Here is a 16,203-nt window from a genome sequence, read left to right as displayed (position 1 = left end):
CGGCGGGAATTTCCCGTGGCTTTTTGAGCGAGCACCGGGGCCGGATAGAGTGCCGGCCGACCGTGAACGACGAGCTGCGCGCACTCATCCTCGAAGCCCAGGACGGCAGCGTGCGTGCCTTTGAACTGCTCGTGTCCTCGCACCTGCCGCGCGTGCGCCGCTTCGCGCGAGCCTTCGCCGCGTCGGACTCGGACGTGGACGACCTGGCGCAGGAAGCGCTGGTGAAGGTCTACAAGAATCTGCGCTCGTTCCGCTTCCAGTCCGAGTTCCAGACGTGGCTCTATTCGGTGGTGCGCAACGCGTTCTACGACGCCACCCGCAGCCGCGCCGGCCGCGAGCGCTCGCGCGAGGAGCCGCTGGAGCAGGAGCACGCGAAGGCGGCGTCGGACGCCGAGTCCGCGGACGAAGGGCTCATGCGGGCCCAGGAGCGGGACCGGCTGTGGCGGGCGCTCCGGCGGCTGCCGCCGGAGTTCCGTACGGCGGTGGTGCTCTTCGACGTGGAAGGGCACAGCTATGAAGAGGTGGCGGCCATTGAAGGGGTGCCGGTGGGCACCGTGAAGTCGCGCCTGTCGCGGGGCCGGGCGCACCTGAAGGCCCTGCTGGCGGGGGGCCAGGGCCCTGACGGCCCGCAGGAAGCGGGCCTGGATGGAACATCCGGGCCGGACATTACGTCGCATGCGGCAAGGAGCAGGAAATGAGTGAGCCCGAGGACAGGGAGGACCGCGCGCTGCGCGAGCGTCTGGCGGCGCTGCGGGACGACGCGCCCGGGCCCGACTTCCAGGCCCTGCTCCACCGTCGGCTGGTGGAGGCCGGTCCTCCCACACCGGCGTCGGGGTGGGATGCGGTGCGGGACTTCTGGAGGCGGCGCGCGCCGGTGCTCTGGCCGGCGGTGGGCGTCGCCATGGGCGTGGCCACCTTCCTGGTGCTGGGCGCGGTGCGCGGGACGCCTGGAGCCACCGGGACGGAAGCGCCGGGAATGGCGGAGCTCGAGCGGCCCGGTACGCAGGTGCCGGTGAGCAAGGTGGCGGTCATCAAGCTGGACTTCACGGCGGACGTGGCCGTGGAGCAGGCGGACTTCCAGGTGAGTCTGCCGGAGGGGCTGTCCTTCTGGGCGGACGGAGAGGAGCTGCCGCTGCGTTCCTATCAATGGACGCAGCCGTTGAGCGCGGGCAGCAACGTGATCCCCATCGCGGTGCGTGGGCAGCGGCCGGGGCGCTATCTGGTCACGGCGCTGGCGCGCGCGGGCGACCAGCGCATCGAGCACGACGTGGTGCTGGAGGTCACGGGCGGATGAAGACCTGGCTCTCGACACCGGCCGTCGCCGTGCTCCTGTGGTGGGGAGGCGGACCCGCGCAAGCGCAGCAGGCCCCGGCACCTCCGCCAACGGAGGCCGCGAGGCCACCTGAAGCGCCCGTGCCTCCGCCCTCCGGCGCGCAGCAGACGCCGCACGTGCGCAGCTCGCACACGGTGGACGTCATCGCGCCAGGGGAGCAGGTGGACACCATCCTGGGGCGCAGGAACGCGGAGCGCCCTGCCCCGCCGCCCCGAGGTGACACGGTCCGCCCGCCCCCGGGACCTGACGCCAGGGGACCGTCCGGGGGGCCTGGACACGAGGGCCGCCCCAACGGGTCGCGTCCGCCAGGGGATGAAGGCCGCATGCGCTCGCCGTCCCCCAGGACCGACGGCGCGCCACCGCCGCCCAACCAGCAACCGCCCCCGCAGCAGCCCCGGCGCTGAAGCCCGCCATGAAAGGCACGGAGCGGCACACCACCGAAGCCGCATCCGGTGCCCCTTGCCAGACACCGGGTCAGGTCTCCGCGAACTGCTCCTGCGCATCCACGTTCAGCCTCTCGGATGAAGAACCTGTCCGACTGTCGGGCAGGTTCAAGCTGCATGGTTGAAACGGAAACCTCCCAGCCACCAAGCGTGACGGGGCTGGCCCGGTGGAGAACCTCGGCGGAGTTCGTCAGCACAGGGTCGGCCCGCGCCGGGTCCAAACCTGTCCGACTGTCGGACCAGTTCCCGCTGCTGGGATGAACCGGAAGCCTCCCGGCAGCAGTGGATGACGAAGCAGATCCACGGGGACCGCCAGCGGAAGCGCGTCGGCGCAAGGGACCTACCGCAGTGGTCCAAACCGGTCCGACTGTCGGACCGGCTTCCGAGGCCTGGAGGGAACGGAAGCGGTCCGGCCATCGAGCGTGACGAGGCGGGCTCGATTGAGGAGGCCAGCGGAAGTTCGCCAACTCAGGGCCTGGCGAGCGGTGGCCCCAACCTGTCCGACTGTCGGACCAGTTCCCGCTGCCTGGACGAAACCGGAGCCTCCCGGCCACGGTGGGTGACGAGGCAGGCCCGGGAACGCCAGCGGGGATACGTCAGCACCGGCCTTGGCGAGCGGTGGCCCCAAACCTGTCCGACTGTCGGACAGGTTTCCGCTGCCTGGCTGGAGAAGCCTCCGGCCACGGTGGGCGACGAGGCATGCGCGGGAAAAGCCAGCGCGGGTACGTCAGCACAGGGGGCTCGGTGCGGTGGTCCCAAACCTGTCCGACTGTCGGACAGGTTCATCCTCCCTGGCTGGAGAAGCCCGGCCACGGTGGGTGACGAGGCAGGCCCGGGGAACGCCAGCCGGAGCGTGTCAGCGCAGGGGCGCCCGGTGCGGTAGCCCAAAACCTGTCCGACTGTCGGACAGGTTCGCGCGGTGCGCCGCGGACCGGGGCCACTCACGGACAGGCTCTGTGGAGGCGGGCCGGGTCGGTGCGCACCGGGGGGCTCCCTCGTTCAACCCGTGGCCGTTGGCGCGGTGCGCGGTCCTCGCTCACTTGAGGGGAATGGGGTACGTCAGGGTGCGTGTGGACGGGCCTGCTGCTCCTGGTGGCACTCGCGGCCGGGGAGCCGTTGACGGACGCGCGCGAGTCCTTCGCGGCGGGCCGGTACTCGGAGGCCGAACAACTGGCGCTCCAGGCCCCGCCGTCCGGCGCCTCGCTGTACCTCGTGGGTCTGGCGCGATTCCGCACCGGCCGCCCCGCTGAGGCGCTCGAGGCCCTGGATGCGGCGGGACTCGCGCCGGATGCTCCGGAGCCCGATGCCTGGAACTTCAACCGGGGCGCTTGTCTCTATGCACTGGGGCGCTTCGTGGAAGCGGAGGAGGCCTTCGCTCGCGTCCGTGAAGGGGCCCCGCTTGCCCGTGCGGCGTGGATCAACGCGGGCTTCGCCGCGTTCGATGCGGGTGCCCTGGACCGCGCGTCGCAATGGGCGGATCGCGCTGCTCCGGGCGCATCCAAGGAAGAAGCCCTCCAGGTGGAGGAACTGCGTGCGCTGATCAGGCCCGCCACGAACGACGGGGATGAGGCCTACCGCCAGGGACTCGCTTCCTTCGACGCCGGCCGCTTCGACGAGGCCCGTGCGCACTTCCTACGCGCGGCGACGCAGCAGCCCGACTCCGGCAGGGCCCGGCTCATGGCGGGCGCGTCCGCCTGGCGCCTGGGCTCGCGCACGGCGGCCCGTGAAGACCTCACGGCGGCGCTCGCGCTGACGCTGAGCCCGCTCGACCGCAAGACGGCGCACCAGTACCTGGACCTGCTCTCCTACGGCCTGCGCTCCAGCGGCCCGGGCGTCTGGGCTTCCGCCAGCGTGGGGCCGGGCTTCGACAGCAACGTGCTCCAGGTGGGCGTCGCGGCCCGCGACGTGTCCGGCGCGAACGCGGACGTGGTGACCTCGAGCGCCTTCGCCGAGGCCAGCGTGGGCGTCATCGCGCGCCTCCGCCTGTCCGACAGGCTCTTCGCGGCCCTGTCCTACGGCGGCAGCCAGCGCGCCTACTCCGAGTCCTCCGTGCGGGACTACTCGCTCCAGTTGCACCGCGCGACGGCGGCCGTGGAGTGGGAGGCCGCGCGACGGGTGCGCGTGGGACTGCTCGCGGGGGGAGACATCTTCTTCACCGGCCTGGCGGACTTCCGGGGGCTCCAGGCCTCCGTGAACGCCAACGCCTGGCTCGCCTGGGATGAAACCGAACACACCACCACGCGGCTGGACCTGGGCGCCGCCGGCAAGGACGGGCTCGGCGAGGAGTTCGCCTACCTCACCGGCCCGCGCCTGGACGCGACGCTGTCGCAGGAATGGCGCCTGGGCATCGCGAACGTCACGGCGTGGTACCGCTACCGGCAGGACCGCATCGGCACGCTGGAGCAGTCCTTCACCAGCGAGGACCCCACCCTCGCATCACAGACGTATGTCATTCCATTCGGCTTCGCGAGCCACGCCGTGGGCGCCTCCGGCCGGTGGCGACCCCTGCCCTGGCTCACCGCCACCCTGGACGCGGACGTGGAGTGGCGCCGCTACCTGGAGGAGCACTCGCTGCGCGTCGTGACGGCCGGTGGCGACACCGAGACGTGGAACGCCCGCCGCCGCCACGACACACGCTTCGTGCTGAGCCCTACCGTGAGCACCCGGCTGTCGACCCGCCTGCGGCTCACCGCGCGCTACGAATTGCTGGTGAACCGCTCCAACATCGACACGCGCCTGGCGGACGACGACGCCGCGGCCTGCGAGGGCTCGGCGCACCTCTGCCACGCGTACGACGCCACGAACGGCAACTACGAGAAGCACGGCGTGATGCTCCAGCTCGAAGCCGTGTGGTGAGCCGCGCACCGGCGTGTCGGCTCCACGATGAAGGCCTCCATCCAGGGGGTGGGGCCTTCAGGCATCGCGGCGGAGAGGGCGCGTTGCGAAGCGGGAATCACCTCCGCACCTTGCCGCACGAGGAGGCACACCATGCCCATGTTTCGACTGCCATTGACGCTCGCCGCGGCCGCGGCGCTTTGTTTCTCCGCCGGTTGCTCCAAGAAGGGAATGCACAAGGAGGAGTCGAAGCACCCACTGCCCGGCTCCGCCCAGTCCGCCGCGATGCCGGCCTCGACGGATCAACGCTGCCCCATGTCGGTGCCGGGCACGCAGGTCCAGACGCAGGACACGTCGGACGGCGTGGCGCTCATGTTCACCACGTCCGACCCCGCCCAGGTGGCCGACCTCCAGACGCGCGCGCGGCGGATGCTGGACGAGCAGGGCCGGCGCACCAGCTCCGAGACCGCCATGGACCTGGCACAGGAGGAGGACCTGGGCGACACCTCCATGGAGGTCCAGGACGGCAGTGACGAGAGCGGCACCGGTGGCGGCGGCGGCCAGGGCTCGGCCGGAGCGCCCACCGTCCCCTCCAAGGCCATCGCGACCGACACGCCGCAGGGCATCACCATCACCTACTCCGCCCAGGACCAGATGCAGAAGCGCCAGCTCATCGACGAGGTCCATGAGACGGCCCGTCAGATGAAGGGCGGCCACTGCCCCGGCATGTAGCCACGTGCCAGACGCCGGGACGGCGGCGGGCACCGTCCCGGCGGAAGCCCTAGCGGCTGAACACCACCGTGAGGTTGTTGCTGGGCATCTCCACCACGCGCTCGCGCTGGAGCCCGTGGCGCGCGGCCTCGGCGGTCACCGCGCCCAGCTCGCGCACGCCCCACGCCGGGTCGCGCGCCCGGAGCGATTCGTCGAACGCGAGGTTGCCTGGCGCGGTCTCCTTCCCCTCCACGAAGTAGGGCCCGTACAGCACCAGCCGTCCGCCCGGCCGCAGCACCCGCGCCGCGCCCCGCATCAAGCCCTGGCAGGCCGACCACGGCGCGATGTGGATCATGTTCACGCAGAGCATGGCGTCCGCGTGCGCCACCGGCCACGTGTCCGAGCTCGCATCCAGCAGGCGGGCAGGCAGCACGTTGGGCAGCCCCTCCTCCGCACGCCACGCGTCGATGCTCTCCAGCGCCGCCGCGTCCCCGTCCGTCGGCTGCCAGGTCAGCCCCGGGAAGGCCCGCGCGAAGAAGGCCGCGTGCTGGCCCGTACCGCTCGCCACCTCCAGCAGCGTGCCCGACGGGGGCAGCACCTCCCGGAGGACGGCGAGCAATGGTTCACGATTGCGTTCGGTGGCGGGCGCGTGGCGCTTCATGCCCACCCTCTTCCACACCCGCGCACGCAAGGAAAGGCCGCTCGCGGAAGTTTGCAATCACAACCAACGCATGGACCGTCCGCGCGCGGGGTCCGCAACACTTTCCGCGTCCCGCCGACAACCTCCTGCCGTACTCGCTTCATCCCCCTCGCAGGAGCAACCTTGACGTTCTTCAACCGGAATGTTTCACGCATGCTGTGCTCGGTGTCGCTGTTCGCGCTCGCGGGATGCGGGCCGCTGGACGCGGACGCCCCGTCCCTCCCCGAGCAGGAGGTCGCTTCCGCCCGGCAGGCGGTGTCCACCATCGCGTACCGGAGCAGCGCCACGGCGGGCGGCAGCACGCGCACGTCGCTGAGCATCGCGAAGCCCACGGGCACGGCGGCGGGTGACGTGCTGCTCGCGCGCATCATCAACCGCAACAACGTGGCCGCGGTGGCGACGCCGCCCGCGGGCTGGACGCTGCTGCGCTCGGACCAGAGCGCGTCGCAGATCAAGGCGTGGGTCTTCTACAAGGTGGCCACCGCCTCCGAGCCGGCCTCGTACGCGTTCAACATCGACATCGCCAGCTACATGGCCGGCAGCATCTCCGCGTTCTCCGGCGTGGACACGGCCAACCCCATCGATGCGCAGACGGGTCAGAAGAACGGCCTCACCGCCAGCTTCAACACGCCCGCGCTCACCACCAACACCGCCAACGGCGTCGCGGTGTGGTTCGGCTCGCAGCTGTGGACCGGCGCCGCGTGCCCGGCGAGCCCCATCGTCCCGCCCACCGGCTTCACCGAGCCCGTGGACACCTGTCTCGTGTCCTCGTCCACCGGCGTCATCTACGACGTGGCCCACAAGGATCTGGGCGCCGCGGGCGCGCAGGGCTCGTTCAACGGCTCGTCCCCCTACGCGGAGACGAACATCGCGCAGGTCGTCGCGCTGCGCGCGGCCAACGCCCCCGTGTCCTGCACCGTGGGGGACACGTTCTCCACCGCGTACACCACGCAGGGCACCGTGACGGCCACCGCGCTGGTGGAGCCGTCCGGCCTGGCCGCCAGCCGCCTCACCCCGGGCGTCATCTACGCGCACAACGAGGACACCACCGCCATCGTCGCCATCAGCACCGCGGACGCGAGCACGAAGGGCACCTTCAACGTGTCCAACGTGACGCCCGCGGACTGGGAGGACGTCGCCAGCGGCCCGTGCCCCGCCGGCCAGTGCATCTACATGGGCGACATCGGCCGCGCGAGCGCCAACTTCCCCACGCCGCCGTCCACCTTCGCCGTCTACCGCATCCCGGAGCCCAACATCGGCGCGGGCCAGACGAGCGGCAACCTCACCGCCGAGGCCTTCCCGTTCCAGTACCCGGACACGCCCAAGGACGCGGAGACCCTCATGGTCCACCCCACCACGGGCGACATCTACATCGTCACCAAGTCCTACGCGGGCGCGAGCAAGGTCTACAAGTTCCCCCAGCCGCTGCCCGCGCCGGGCACCATGAGCACGCTCGTGTTCGTGGCCAACCTGCAGCTGCCCACCACCACGGACACCAACTACGGCGCGGCCACGTCCGGCGCCATCCACCCGTGCGCCAACCGCTTCATCCTGCGCACCTACCGCAAGGTGTATGAGTTCCGCGCCGCCACCGGCGCTGGCTTCGAGACCGCCTTCGCCGCCACGCCCGTCTCCCTGACGGACACCGTGGAGGGCCAGGGCGAGGCCATCGAGTACGACCCGACCGGCACGGCCTATTACACGATGAGCGAGTCTCCCTCGCCCTTCAAGCTCAAGCGCGTCGTGCGCCAGTAGCACGCAATCGCAGTCAGTCCCCAGGCCGCGTCCGGCATCCACGCCGGGCGCGGTCCTGCGTCCGCCGTGAGACATTCCGGCGAACTCTCACACGGATAAGGATTTGATGTTATTTCTCGTTTTACGTGTATAATCGCAATCATGCGAAGCTTTCGTCTGCGTCTCGCGCTGTCCTCGGTGTCCACCGCGCTGCTGCTGGCCTGCGGGCCGGAGGGAGGGGAGCCGCCCTCCAGTGAGGTGTTGCTCGGACAGTCGCGGGCGCTGGCGGCGACGGGCCACAAGGCGTTCCGGGTGATGACGTACAACGTGCGGGGTCCGCTGGACACGGGCGTGCGCGCGTGGCCCAACCGCAAGGCGGCGGTCCTCCAGCGCATCCTCGCGAACAACGCGGACATCGTCGGCGTGCAGGAGGCCCAGGCGCCCTCGGGTGGGCCCAGCATCCCCGCGGACCTCATCGCGGGGCTGACGGGCACGGACAAGCCCTACGGCGTCCACAACCCGGGCGGTGGCAGCCCGAAGCTCATCTTCTTCAAGAAGAGCCGCTTCGAGATCGCCTCCGAGGTGGGCCAGGGCAACGAGGCGCTCGTGAATCCCTACGCCTCCACCGCCACGTGCTTCAGCCACGCGGAAGGAAAGAAGATCTCCTGGGTGGGCCTGCGCGACCTGACGTCGGGCCAGGTGTACTTCGTGGCCAACACGCACTTCGCCTACGCGGCCGAGTGCTCGCTGGGGCGGCTCAAGGAAGCGGAGCAGATGGCGTCGTTCCTCGCCTCGAAGCCCGGCGGGCTGCCGGTCATCGCCATGGGGGACTTCAACGCCGACGCGCAGGGCCAGTCCACGCCGGGAGAGGCCACCATCGCGAACCTGGAGGCCGGGGCCCGGCTGTTCCGCACCGCGCGCTTCGACGGCGTGACGGGGCTGGACGACGCCACGTTCAACAACGCGTGGAATGGCTCCACGTCCACGAAGTACAACCGGCTGGACTACATCTTCCACAACGGCGGCGCGCTCACTTCGTCCGCGCCCGCCATCGACCGGACGGAAGTCGACGGCCTCTCCCCGTCGGACCACTACCCGGTGCTCGCCACCATCCGCCCCACCCTCTTCTCCGCGGGCTCCACCCTCTCCCCCACGCCCAGCGGCACGTCCACGGGCACGCAGCTGTTCTTCGCGGACGTCACGGGGGATGGCTGCGCGGACCGCATCAGTTGGAACTCCGCGGTGGGCGAGGGCGAGACGTGGGTGGCGAAGTCGAAGTGCGACGGCGGCTTCGAGGCGGCGGTGAAGAACACGGGCGCGACGAGCGGTGTCGCCACCACGCGCTTCTTCTTCTCCGACGTCACCGGCGACGGCTGCGCGGACAAGGTCCTCTGGCGGCCCACCCTGGGTGACGGCGAGGTGCGCATCTACCCCGCGAAGTGCGACGGCACCTTCAACAGCCGCGTGGACGTCACGCAGGCGGCCAGCACGAGCGACGCCACGCGCTTCTTCTTCGCGGACGTCACCGGGGATGGTTGCGCGGACATGGTGCGCTGGAACCCGACGCAGAAGTCCGGCGCCTTCGACACCTTCGTATCGAAGTGCAACGGCACGGTGTCCTTCGGCGCCGCGGTGACGAGCACCACGGGAGCGAACACCAGCGGCAATACGCGCGTGTACTTCGCGGACGTGGACGGCGACGGCAAGGCGGACCGCGTGCTGTGGAACCCCGACCAGGAAGGGGGCCGCACGCGCGTGTACCGCTCCACCGGCGCGGGGGCCTTCGCGCTGTTCTTCCTGCACGAGGCGGGCACCAGCGGCGTGGACACGTCCCGCTTCTACTTCGCGGACGTGGACGGCGACGGCAAGGCGGACAAGGTCTTCTGGCGGCCGGGCTTCCGCGAGGGCCGCATGCAGGTGTACCCCAGCACCGGCACAAACTTCGCGGGCAGCCCGGTGATGGACAACACCGGCTTCAGCAACTCGGAGAACACCGGCTTCTTCTTCGCGGACATCGACGGCCGGGACGGCGCGGACAAGGTGTACTGGAACCCGGGCAACTACGACGGCGACACCAAGGTGTTCCGCGCGCTGGCGCCGTAGCGCGAAGCGGCACCAGCACGCGGAAGGCGAAGGGTGCCTCAGTCCTGGAGGATGACGCTGCCGTAGGTGCTCGTGAACCAGGCGTCCGGGCCTGTCGGCGGAGGCGCCGGGGCGAGGAACTCCGGGTAGCCGTGCCCCGTTCCCAGGAAGTGCGAGCTCCACTCAAGGCGGTAGTGGCCCGCGCTCAGCTCCCGCAGCTCGGAAACCTCCGCTGGCAGGGTGAAGGGGGCGAAGCCGCTGACCGTCGCGGGCGCGGTGAGGTACCAGTGCAGCCTCGGCTCGCCCTCCAGCGGCAGGGGCGTCAGACGCACCGTCACGACATGGGCGGCGGGGTCCGTGCTCCAGCCCAGGGTCAGCCCGGAGCGAGGCGCCGAGCCGGGCGCGGCAAATGTGCCCGGCGTGGGCGAGGTGAGCGACATGGGCGCCGGCAGGGCCAGGGTGGTGAGGCCTCCGTCCACCATCGGCGTGGTCGCGGCCACAAAGCCGGAAGAGACCCGCTCGTAGGCGCCCGCCGACACGGACAGCACGAGCTCCACGGTGTCGAATGGCGGCGTCCGGGCCAGGGTCGGGACCTCGAAGGGCGGGGTCGCGGTGCCGACCGCGCTCCACAAGTGCGTCGAGCCGAGCCTGTGGAAGGCGACGACGCTCTTCACGGCTTCATAGGGCTGCACGTTCGTCACCTCCACGGGCAGCCGCTGGTCCATCACGCGGTCCATGGGGATGACCAGGTCGCTGACGGTCCGCGCCCCTCCCACGGCGATGTCCCGCAGCAGCCCGTAGGTCCGGACCCCGCCGGTGCTGCCAAGGACGAACAGCGCCACCTTGCCGGGGTTGGCGCCCAGGACGTCGAGGCGGAAGGTTCCATCCACCGTCGTGTAGGTCGTCAGGTTGTGGAAGCCCTCGCCCACCACGCGCAGCTCCGCGGGACTCCCGCGAAGGTTCGTCACGCGGCCGGTGAGCGTGGCCTGCAGGCTGGACGGGACGCTCGTCAGGAGGCCAACGCCGGCGCGGATCCACACCTCCTTGCCCTCCATGGCCAGCGTCGTGCTGGCCACCACCTTGTTCTCCCCCGCGATGACGACGGTGATGTCCTGCGGGCCGGTGATGGCCGGGTCCTCGAAGCGCGCGATGCCGTCACGGCCCAGGGGCTGGCGGAAGCGGCTGCCGTCCCCCAGGAGGACGGTGATGCCCTTCACGACGCCGAAGGTGGATTCGAGGTTCCACCAGTCCGAGTGGACGATGAGGGTCGCCTCGCGGACTTCCGTGCCCGCGTCCGGGGTGGGCTCGGGAGGCGGTTCGGTCTTGTCGCCACAGGCGACACACAGCAGCACGGCGAGTGCAATCAGTCGATGCAAGTCAGGTCCCCAGGGAAGCAACGCGGCGTTCAGGACCGGCCCCCGACGCACGGATGCACGCAGGCTGACATCCCGTGCGAAGAAAAGCACTCCATGGGACCTGTCCTACAAACCGATGGTCCCGGGCGGCGGGGCGCGAGCAGACTGTGCGCCCACATGCGCGCCCTGCTCCTTGCCACCGCCCTGTCCATGGTCCTCGGCTCCGCGTCCGCGCGGGCCCAGGCCCCTGCCCGTTCCTACGTGCTGCGCCCGGCACGCGTCTTCGACGGCACCACCGCGAAGCCCCATGCGGGCTGGGTGGTGGTCGTCACCGGTGAGCGCATCGTCTCCGCGGGGCCCGCGCAGGGTGTGAAGGCCCCGGAGGGCGCGGAGGTCATCGACCTGCCCGGCGCGACGCTGCTGCCCGGGCTCATCGAGGGCCACTCGCACCTGTTCCTGCATCCGTACAACGAGGCGAAGTGGGACGACCAGGTGCTCAAGGAGTCCCTGGCGCTGCGCGTGGCGAGGGCCACGAACCACGCGAAGGCGGCGCTGCTGGCGGGCTTCACCACCACGCGCGACCTGGGCACGGAGGGCGCGGGGGACGCGGACGTGGGCCTCAAGCAGGCCATCGACCAGGGCATCATCCCGGGCCCCCGCATGGTCGTCACCACGCGCGCCATCGTCGCCACCGGCAGCTATGGCCCCAAGGGCTTCGCGTCGGAATGGACGGTGCCGCAGGGCGCGGAGGAGGCGGACGGCGTGGACGGACTCACGCGCGTGGTGCGCGGGCAGATGGGGCGCGGCGCGGACTGGATCAAGGTCTACGGCGACTACCGCTGGGGCCCGCGGGGTGAGGCGCTGCCCACGTTCTCCCAGGAGGAGATGCGGCTCATCGTGGAGACGGCTCGCAGCGGCGGGCGTCCGGTGGCCGTGCACGCCAGCACGCCGGAGGGCATGAAGCGCGCGGTGCTGGCCGGTGCGGAGAGCATCGAGCATGGCGACGCGGGCACTCCGGAGGTGTGGAAGCTGATGGCGCAGCGGGGCGTGTTCCTGTGCCCCACGCTGGCGGCGGGCGACGCCATGCTCCAGTACCGGGGCTGGAAGCGCGGCGTGGATCCGGAGCCCGAGTCCGCGAAGAAGAAGCGCGAGGGCCTCAAGGCCGCGCTGGCGGCGGGAGTGCCGCTGTGCGTGGGTGGGGACTCGGGGGTCTTCACGCACGGGGAGAACGCGCGCGAGCTGGAGCTGCTGGTGGCCAGCGGCGTGACGCCCGCGCAGGCGCTCCAGGCGGCCACCTCCGGCAACGCGCGCATGTTGCACTGGGAGGACCGCATCGGGCAGGTGAAGGCCGGGCTCTACGCGGACCTCGTCGCCGTGGAGGGCGACCCCACGCAGGACATCGCCGCCGTGCGGCAGGTGCGGCTGGTGATGAAGGGCGGCACGCTGTACCGGCGCTGAGGCTCAGGTCTTCTCACGGCGGAAGCGGCCGAGCGCGGTGTCCGCGAGCCCTGCCAACAGGAGCACCGGCGCCACCAGCACCGTGCCGAACCAGGCCAGCGCGTAGACGATGCCCAGGCCCATCTGCCAGGGACCGCCCACGACGGTCCCGGACAGCAGGCCCACGGACTCGCGGCCTCCGCCCAGGTGCAGCACGAGGAAGAGCGCGGCGATGCCCAACGCCGCGATGACGAACGGGTGACGCATCATCGGTGTGCCTCCAGCCGCGGCGCCTGCGCGAGGCGCCAGAGGGGTCCTTCGACGAGCGCGTACAGCAGCACCGCGTCCGCGAGCGGGTTGCCCGCCGCGAAGCGCAGGCCTTTGTCGTCATGCACGGGGAAGGCCGCGAAGTGGAGGCTGGTGAGCAGCCCGTCCAGCGCCTCCTCGTCATCGAACGCCGCCGCGCCCACGAGCGCGAGCCCGCTGGAACCCGCGTTCGCGTTCACCCACGGAATCGTGGGCCCGGAGTCGATGTCCTGCACCGCCACTGCCTGCGCCTCGGGCCACTCCCCCGCCCACGTGAAGCCCAGCGCCTGTCCCAGGAGCGCGGCGCGTGCACGCTGGTACTGGTCGCGCGCGAAGTCCGCGTCCACCACCTGGAGCATGTGCGCCGCGAGCCACAGCGTCGAGCCCTCGGGTCCGTCCTTCGTCACGCCGTCGTAGGTGAAGCTCGACACGAGCAAACCTGTCCGACTGTCGGACAGGTTCTCCCGCGCCGAGGCCACCCACCGGCGCAGCAGTGCCCCGTGGTCCCGCCCATCCACCCTGTCCGACAGGCGCAGCGCGGCGAGCGCCACCGTGTTGCAGAAGGTCCAGCCCTCGTCGGGATAGCTCTCCGCCGCGAGCACCGGCGCCCGCTCCAGTTGTCCGGTGATGAGGTCCACGCGCTCGCGCAGGAGCGGCGCGTAGTCCGAGCGCGGCTCCACCAGTTGGCGCGCGGCGAGCATCAACGCCAGCTCACCGTCCACGAAGAGGCTGCGCCCGGCGGGGTCCTTGAAAGCCCCCGCGCTCACGTAGGGCAGGAAGAAGGCATCGTGTGCCCGTCGTTCGTCGCGCCGCGTCCGGGCGATGAGCGCGTCCACCACGGCCAGGTGCTCCGCCCTTCGCGCGGGCTCCGACAGCGCGAGGTTCGCGAACGACAACGCGGAGAAGGTGCGCACCATCAGGTCCCACTCCGGGTTCGTGCGCTGGAGCACGTCTCGGTCCGCGCTCTGCTCCTGAAGCGAGAACGTGCGCTGGCGGAAGGCCAGTGCCGCGGCCAGGGCCTCTGGATTCCGGGGCCGGAACAGGAACTGGAGTGATGGCAGCCACACCGCCACGGCCAGCACCAGCAGCACGAGTTTGCGTCGCATGCCCGGCAGTATCGGCTCGCCGCGAGGCTGCCTCCCGGGTCCATGCGCCGGACGGTCGCTCCCGTGCGCTGAACGGTCGCGCATGCGCCATGTCCCAGCGTCAAGGGCCCGCGTGTCTCAAGGGCCATGAAGACATGCGGATGGACGGCCCTGACAATTGGAGTGTTCCTGGGAGGCTTTGGCCTGGTGAGGCCTCTCTCGGCGGAGGCGTGTGGGCGCCCCCTGTGCAGCGTGGAGGGCAGCCGCGTTCCCCTGCCCCCGAACGCGATCGTCCCGGCCAACGTGCCCGCCCTGGTGGTGGTGCCGCCTGCCTATGAATGGGTGGAGGAGCAGAGCCTGCGCCTGCGCACGGAGGACGGCACCGGCGTGGAGGCCCGCGTCCTCAAGGGTCCAGACAACAGTGGCATCCTCGTCCCGGCCGCGCCGCTCGTTCCCGGAACGCGCTACCGCCTGGAGGGCAGCGTCCCCTGCTCCGAAGGCCGCACGGGACAGCCCTTCGTCGCGATGGCGGACTTCACCGCGGGCCCGGCTGTCGGGCTGCCCACGGCGACCGGCGTGCTGAAAATGGGAGACCGTGAGGCAGGAATCCTCAGGGTCTGGGACGGCGGCGCATCCTGCGCGGCGAACTACACGGGCGGGTGGGCGAAGCTGGAGTTCACTCCCGCCCCCGGGCTGGTGCCTTTCCTTCCGTGGGTGCACTGGACGCTGGAGGTGGATGGACAGACATGGGCCACGGCTCCGCACGGCGCGGTGGACGCCAGCGGCGGTGCCAGGCCCGCGGATGGGTTCAGGACGATGCGGGACCTGCTGACCGTCTATACGCTCTGTGACAACGAGCCCCCCGGCATGCCCGCCTCGGCCAGGGGCGTCTCCGAGGGCCCGCACACGGCCACGCTGCGCCCGGTGCTCGAACAAGCAGGGACCGCGCTGCCCGCGCTGGAGGTCGCCTTCGAAGTGTACTGCCCTCACACCGGCGGCGACGGCGGCTACGGCCCGGGCCCCGGCACAGGCTCCGGTCCGGATGACGAGGTTCCAGTGAAGGCCAAGGGATGCACGCAGGCCGGAGGCGGCCTGTCGGTGCTGGGCCTGCTGGCGGCCCTCCGCCTCTGGCGCCGCCGGACCCCATGCCCCTGTCCCAACGTGCGGGGCTCGCGTGTCTCAAGGTCATGACGACTCGTGAATGGAAGGCCCTGGTGGCGGTGGGAACGTTCATGGTGGGAGGGGGACTGGCCCTGCCCCCTTCCGCGGAGGCGTGCGGCGGTCCCGTGTGCGACCCCACGAAGTTCAGCGCCCCGCTGCCCTCGGACGCGGTCGTGCCCGCGAACGTGCCGGCCCTGGTGGTGCTGCCGTCGCCCCTGTACGGCATGGAATCCGAGAACCTGAGCCTGCGCACGGAGGACGGCGCCGACGTGGAGGCAACCTTCCTGACAGGTCCCCACCGGAGCGGGCTCGTCGTTCCGGCCGCGCCACTCGTTCCTGGGACCCGCTATCGCCTGGAGGCCCGCGACCTCTGCGCAGGTTATCCGCAGGAGCCCGGCACGGCGGAGGTGTCGTTCACGGCGGGTCCGGCGGTCACGTTGCCTGCGACGTCCGGCACCCTGCGAGCGGCTCCGGAGCAGCAGGCGACCTTCCAGGTCTGGGGTGGCTCGACCTGCTCCGTGGGCGTGGAAGGCCGCCAGGTGACGCTGGGCTTCACGCCCTCGCCGGAGCTGGTGCCGTTCCTCCCGTGGGTGCACTGGACGTTGGAGGTGGATGGGCAGACCTGGGCCACGGCGCCGCACGGTGCGGTGGACGCCGCGGGCAACGTCATGCCCCCGAACCGGTTCGCGTACGCGCATGACCTGCTCATCGTCTACTCGGTCTGCCAGGTGCTGCCCAATGAGCAGTCGCCTTCGGACCAGGGCCTTCCCTCGGGAAGGCATGTGGCCACGCTGCGCCCGGTGCTCGAGCAGTCCGGCACGCCGCTTCCGCCCATGGAGGTCTCCTTCGAGCTGGCGTGCCCCCAGGAGGAGCCCGCCCCCGCGCCAGACATCGGGCCCGAAGACCCGCGTGATGACGGATGCTCGCAAGCGGGCGGAGGCCTCACGGCGTTCGGGCTCCTCGCCACGCTCCGGCTCTGGCGGCGCCGTTCCTGAGCGATGTCCCACTGCGCCGGGCCCCG

The 16,203-nt window shown here is 71.2% G+C and carries 14 protein-coding genes; 10 read left to right on the top strand and 4 right to left on the bottom strand.

All coding sequences use genetic code 11. From position 1 onward, the window contains the following. Positions 1 to 62: 62 nt before the first annotated feature. The 5 genes from JYK02_RS38465 to JYK02_RS38445 all read left to right on the top strand — a co-directional run bounded on the left by JYK02_RS38465 (position 63) and on the right by JYK02_RS38445 (position 5,343). The gene (locus JYK02_RS38465) at positions 63 to 698 is read left to right on the top strand and encodes a sigma-70 family RNA polymerase sigma factor (protein ID WP_207057942.1); all 636 of its coding nucleotides are present in this window, start codon (positions 63 to 65) and stop codon (positions 696 to 698) included. Further along, positions 695 to 1,294: a hypothetical protein gene (locus JYK02_RS38460; RefSeq protein WP_207057941.1), complete on the top strand. Its 600-nt coding sequence runs from the start codon at positions 695 to 697 to the stop codon at positions 1,292 to 1,294. The genes JYK02_RS38465 and JYK02_RS38460 overlap by 4 nt, the downstream gene beginning before the upstream one ends. Further along, the gene (locus JYK02_RS38455) at positions 1,291 to 1,737 is read left to right on the top strand and encodes a hypothetical protein (protein WP_207057940.1); all 447 of its coding nucleotides are present in this window, start codon (positions 1,291 to 1,293) and stop codon (positions 1,735 to 1,737) included. The genes JYK02_RS38460 and JYK02_RS38455 overlap by 4 nt, the downstream gene beginning before the upstream one ends. Before the next feature lie 1,107 nt (positions 1,738 to 2,844). Then, complete coding sequence (locus JYK02_RS38450) at positions 2,845 to 4,632, top strand: tetratricopeptide repeat protein (protein WP_207057939.1); 1,788 nt, start codon at positions 2,845 to 2,847, stop codon at positions 4,630 to 4,632. 132 nt (positions 4,633 to 4,764) lie between these two features. Further along, entirely contained in the window at positions 4,765 to 5,343 is a 579-nt protein-coding gene (locus JYK02_RS38445; protein ID WP_207057938.1) for a hypothetical protein, read from the top strand. A gap of 49 nt (positions 5,344 to 5,392) precedes the next feature. On the opposite strand, the gene JYK02_RS38440 is transcribed toward JYK02_RS38445, so the two are convergent. Further along, positions 5,393 to 5,983: a DUF938 domain-containing protein gene (locus JYK02_RS38440; protein WP_207057937.1), complete on the bottom strand. Its 591-nt coding sequence runs from the start codon at positions 5,981 to 5,983 to the stop codon at positions 5,393 to 5,395. Positions 5,984 to 6,145: 162 nt separating this feature from the next. Between JYK02_RS38440 and JYK02_RS38435 the strand changes: the two genes are divergently transcribed. Together JYK02_RS38435 and JYK02_RS38430 are read left to right on the top strand one after the other, a co-directional pair. Continuing rightward, positions 6,146 to 7,777, top strand: coding sequence for a cell wall anchor protein (locus tag JYK02_RS38435; protein WP_207057936.1), 1,632 nt, complete (start codon positions 6,146 to 6,148; stop codon positions 7,775 to 7,777). A 141-nt stretch (positions 7,778 to 7,918) separates the two neighbouring features. Then, on the top strand, positions 7,919 to 9,859 hold the full coding sequence (locus JYK02_RS38430; RefSeq protein WP_207057935.1) for an endonuclease/exonuclease/phosphatase family protein: 1,941 nt from the start codon (positions 7,919 to 7,921) through the stop codon (positions 9,857 to 9,859). A gap of 38 nt (positions 9,860 to 9,897) precedes the next feature. Here JYK02_RS38430 and JYK02_RS38425 read toward each other — a convergent pair whose 3' ends face one another. Continuing rightward, the gene (locus tag JYK02_RS38425; RefSeq protein ID WP_207057934.1) at positions 9,898 to 11,214 is read right to left on the bottom strand and encodes a hypothetical protein; all 1,317 of its coding nucleotides are present in this window, start codon (positions 11,212 to 11,214) and stop codon (positions 9,898 to 9,900) included. 156 nt (positions 11,215 to 11,370) lie between these two features. Here JYK02_RS38425 and JYK02_RS38420 point away from each other — a divergent pair, with 156 nt between their 5' ends. Further along, positions 11,371 to 12,651 carry a metal-dependent hydrolase family protein gene (locus tag JYK02_RS38420; protein WP_207057933.1) on the top strand — a complete coding sequence of 427 codons (1,281 nt, stop codon included), beginning with the start codon at positions 11,371 to 11,373 and terminating at the stop codon, positions 12,649 to 12,651. A 3-nt stretch (positions 12,652 to 12,654) separates the two neighbouring features. Here JYK02_RS38420 and JYK02_RS38415 read toward each other — a convergent pair whose 3' ends face one another. Together JYK02_RS38415 and JYK02_RS38410 are read right to left on the bottom strand one after the other, a co-directional pair. Beyond that, positions 12,655 to 12,900, bottom strand: a complete 246-nt coding sequence (locus JYK02_RS38415) for a hypothetical protein (protein WP_207057932.1) — start codon at positions 12,898 to 12,900, stop codon at positions 12,655 to 12,657. Further along, positions 12,897 to 14,042, bottom strand: coding sequence for a hypothetical protein (locus JYK02_RS38410; protein ID WP_207057931.1), 1,146 nt, complete (start codon positions 14,040 to 14,042; stop codon positions 12,897 to 12,899). Before JYK02_RS38410 ends, JYK02_RS38415 begins: the two co-directional genes overlap by 4 nt. 186 nt (positions 14,043 to 14,228) lie before the next feature. Between JYK02_RS38410 and JYK02_RS38405 the strand changes: the two genes are divergently transcribed. After that, on the top strand, positions 14,229 to 15,212 hold the full coding sequence (locus tag JYK02_RS38405) for a hypothetical protein (protein WP_207057930.1): 984 nt from the start codon (positions 14,229 to 14,231) through the stop codon (positions 15,210 to 15,212). Then, a complete protein-coding gene (locus JYK02_RS38400) occupies positions 15,209 to 16,177 on the top strand; it encodes a hypothetical protein (RefSeq protein WP_207057929.1) in 969 nt (322 codons plus the stop codon). Before JYK02_RS38405 ends, JYK02_RS38400 begins: the two co-directional genes overlap by 4 nt. The last annotated feature ends 26 nt before the right edge of the window (positions 16,178 to 16,203 follow it).

Origin of the sequence: Corallococcus macrosporus (assembly GCF_017302985.1) — a bacterium.
In the GTDB taxonomy this organism is placed as follows: domain Bacteria; phylum Myxococcota; class Myxococcia; order Myxococcales; family Myxococcaceae; genus Corallococcus; species Corallococcus macrosporus_A.
This window is presented reverse-complemented; position numbering and strand designations above follow the sequence as displayed.

Bases quoted from the DNA above. Each gene is read 5' to 3' on its own strand.
- JYK02_RS38460 (WP_207057941.1), top strand. From the start codon at position 695: ATGAGTGAGCCCGAGGACAGGGAGGACCGCGCGCTGCGCGAGCGTCTG.
- JYK02_RS38455 (WP_207057940.1), top strand. From the start codon at position 1,291: ATGAAGACCTGGCTCTCGACACCGGCCGTCGCCGTGCTCCTGTGGTGG.
- JYK02_RS38445 (WP_207057938.1), top strand. From the start codon at position 4,765: ATGCCCATGTTTCGACTGCCATTGACGCTCGCCGCGGCCGCGGCGCTT.
- JYK02_RS38440 (WP_207057937.1), bottom strand. From the start codon at position 5,983: ATGAAGCGCCACGCGCCCGCCACCGAACGCAATCGTGAACCATTGCTC.
- JYK02_RS38430 (WP_207057935.1), top strand. From the start codon at position 7,919: ATGCGAAGCTTTCGTCTGCGTCTCGCGCTGTCCTCGGTGTCCACCGCG.
- JYK02_RS38420 (WP_207057933.1), top strand. From the start codon at position 11,371: ATGCGCGCCCTGCTCCTTGCCACCGCCCTGTCCATGGTCCTCGGCTCC.
- JYK02_RS38415 (WP_207057932.1), bottom strand. From the start codon at position 12,900: ATGATGCGTCACCCGTTCGTCATCGCGGCGTTGGGCATCGCCGCGCTC.
- JYK02_RS38410 (WP_207057931.1), bottom strand. From the start codon at position 14,042: ATGCGACGCAAACTCGTGCTGCTGGTGCTGGCCGTGGCGGTGTGGCTG.
- JYK02_RS38400 (WP_207057929.1), top strand. From the start codon at position 15,209: ATGACGACTCGTGAATGGAAGGCCCTGGTGGCGGTGGGAACGTTCATG.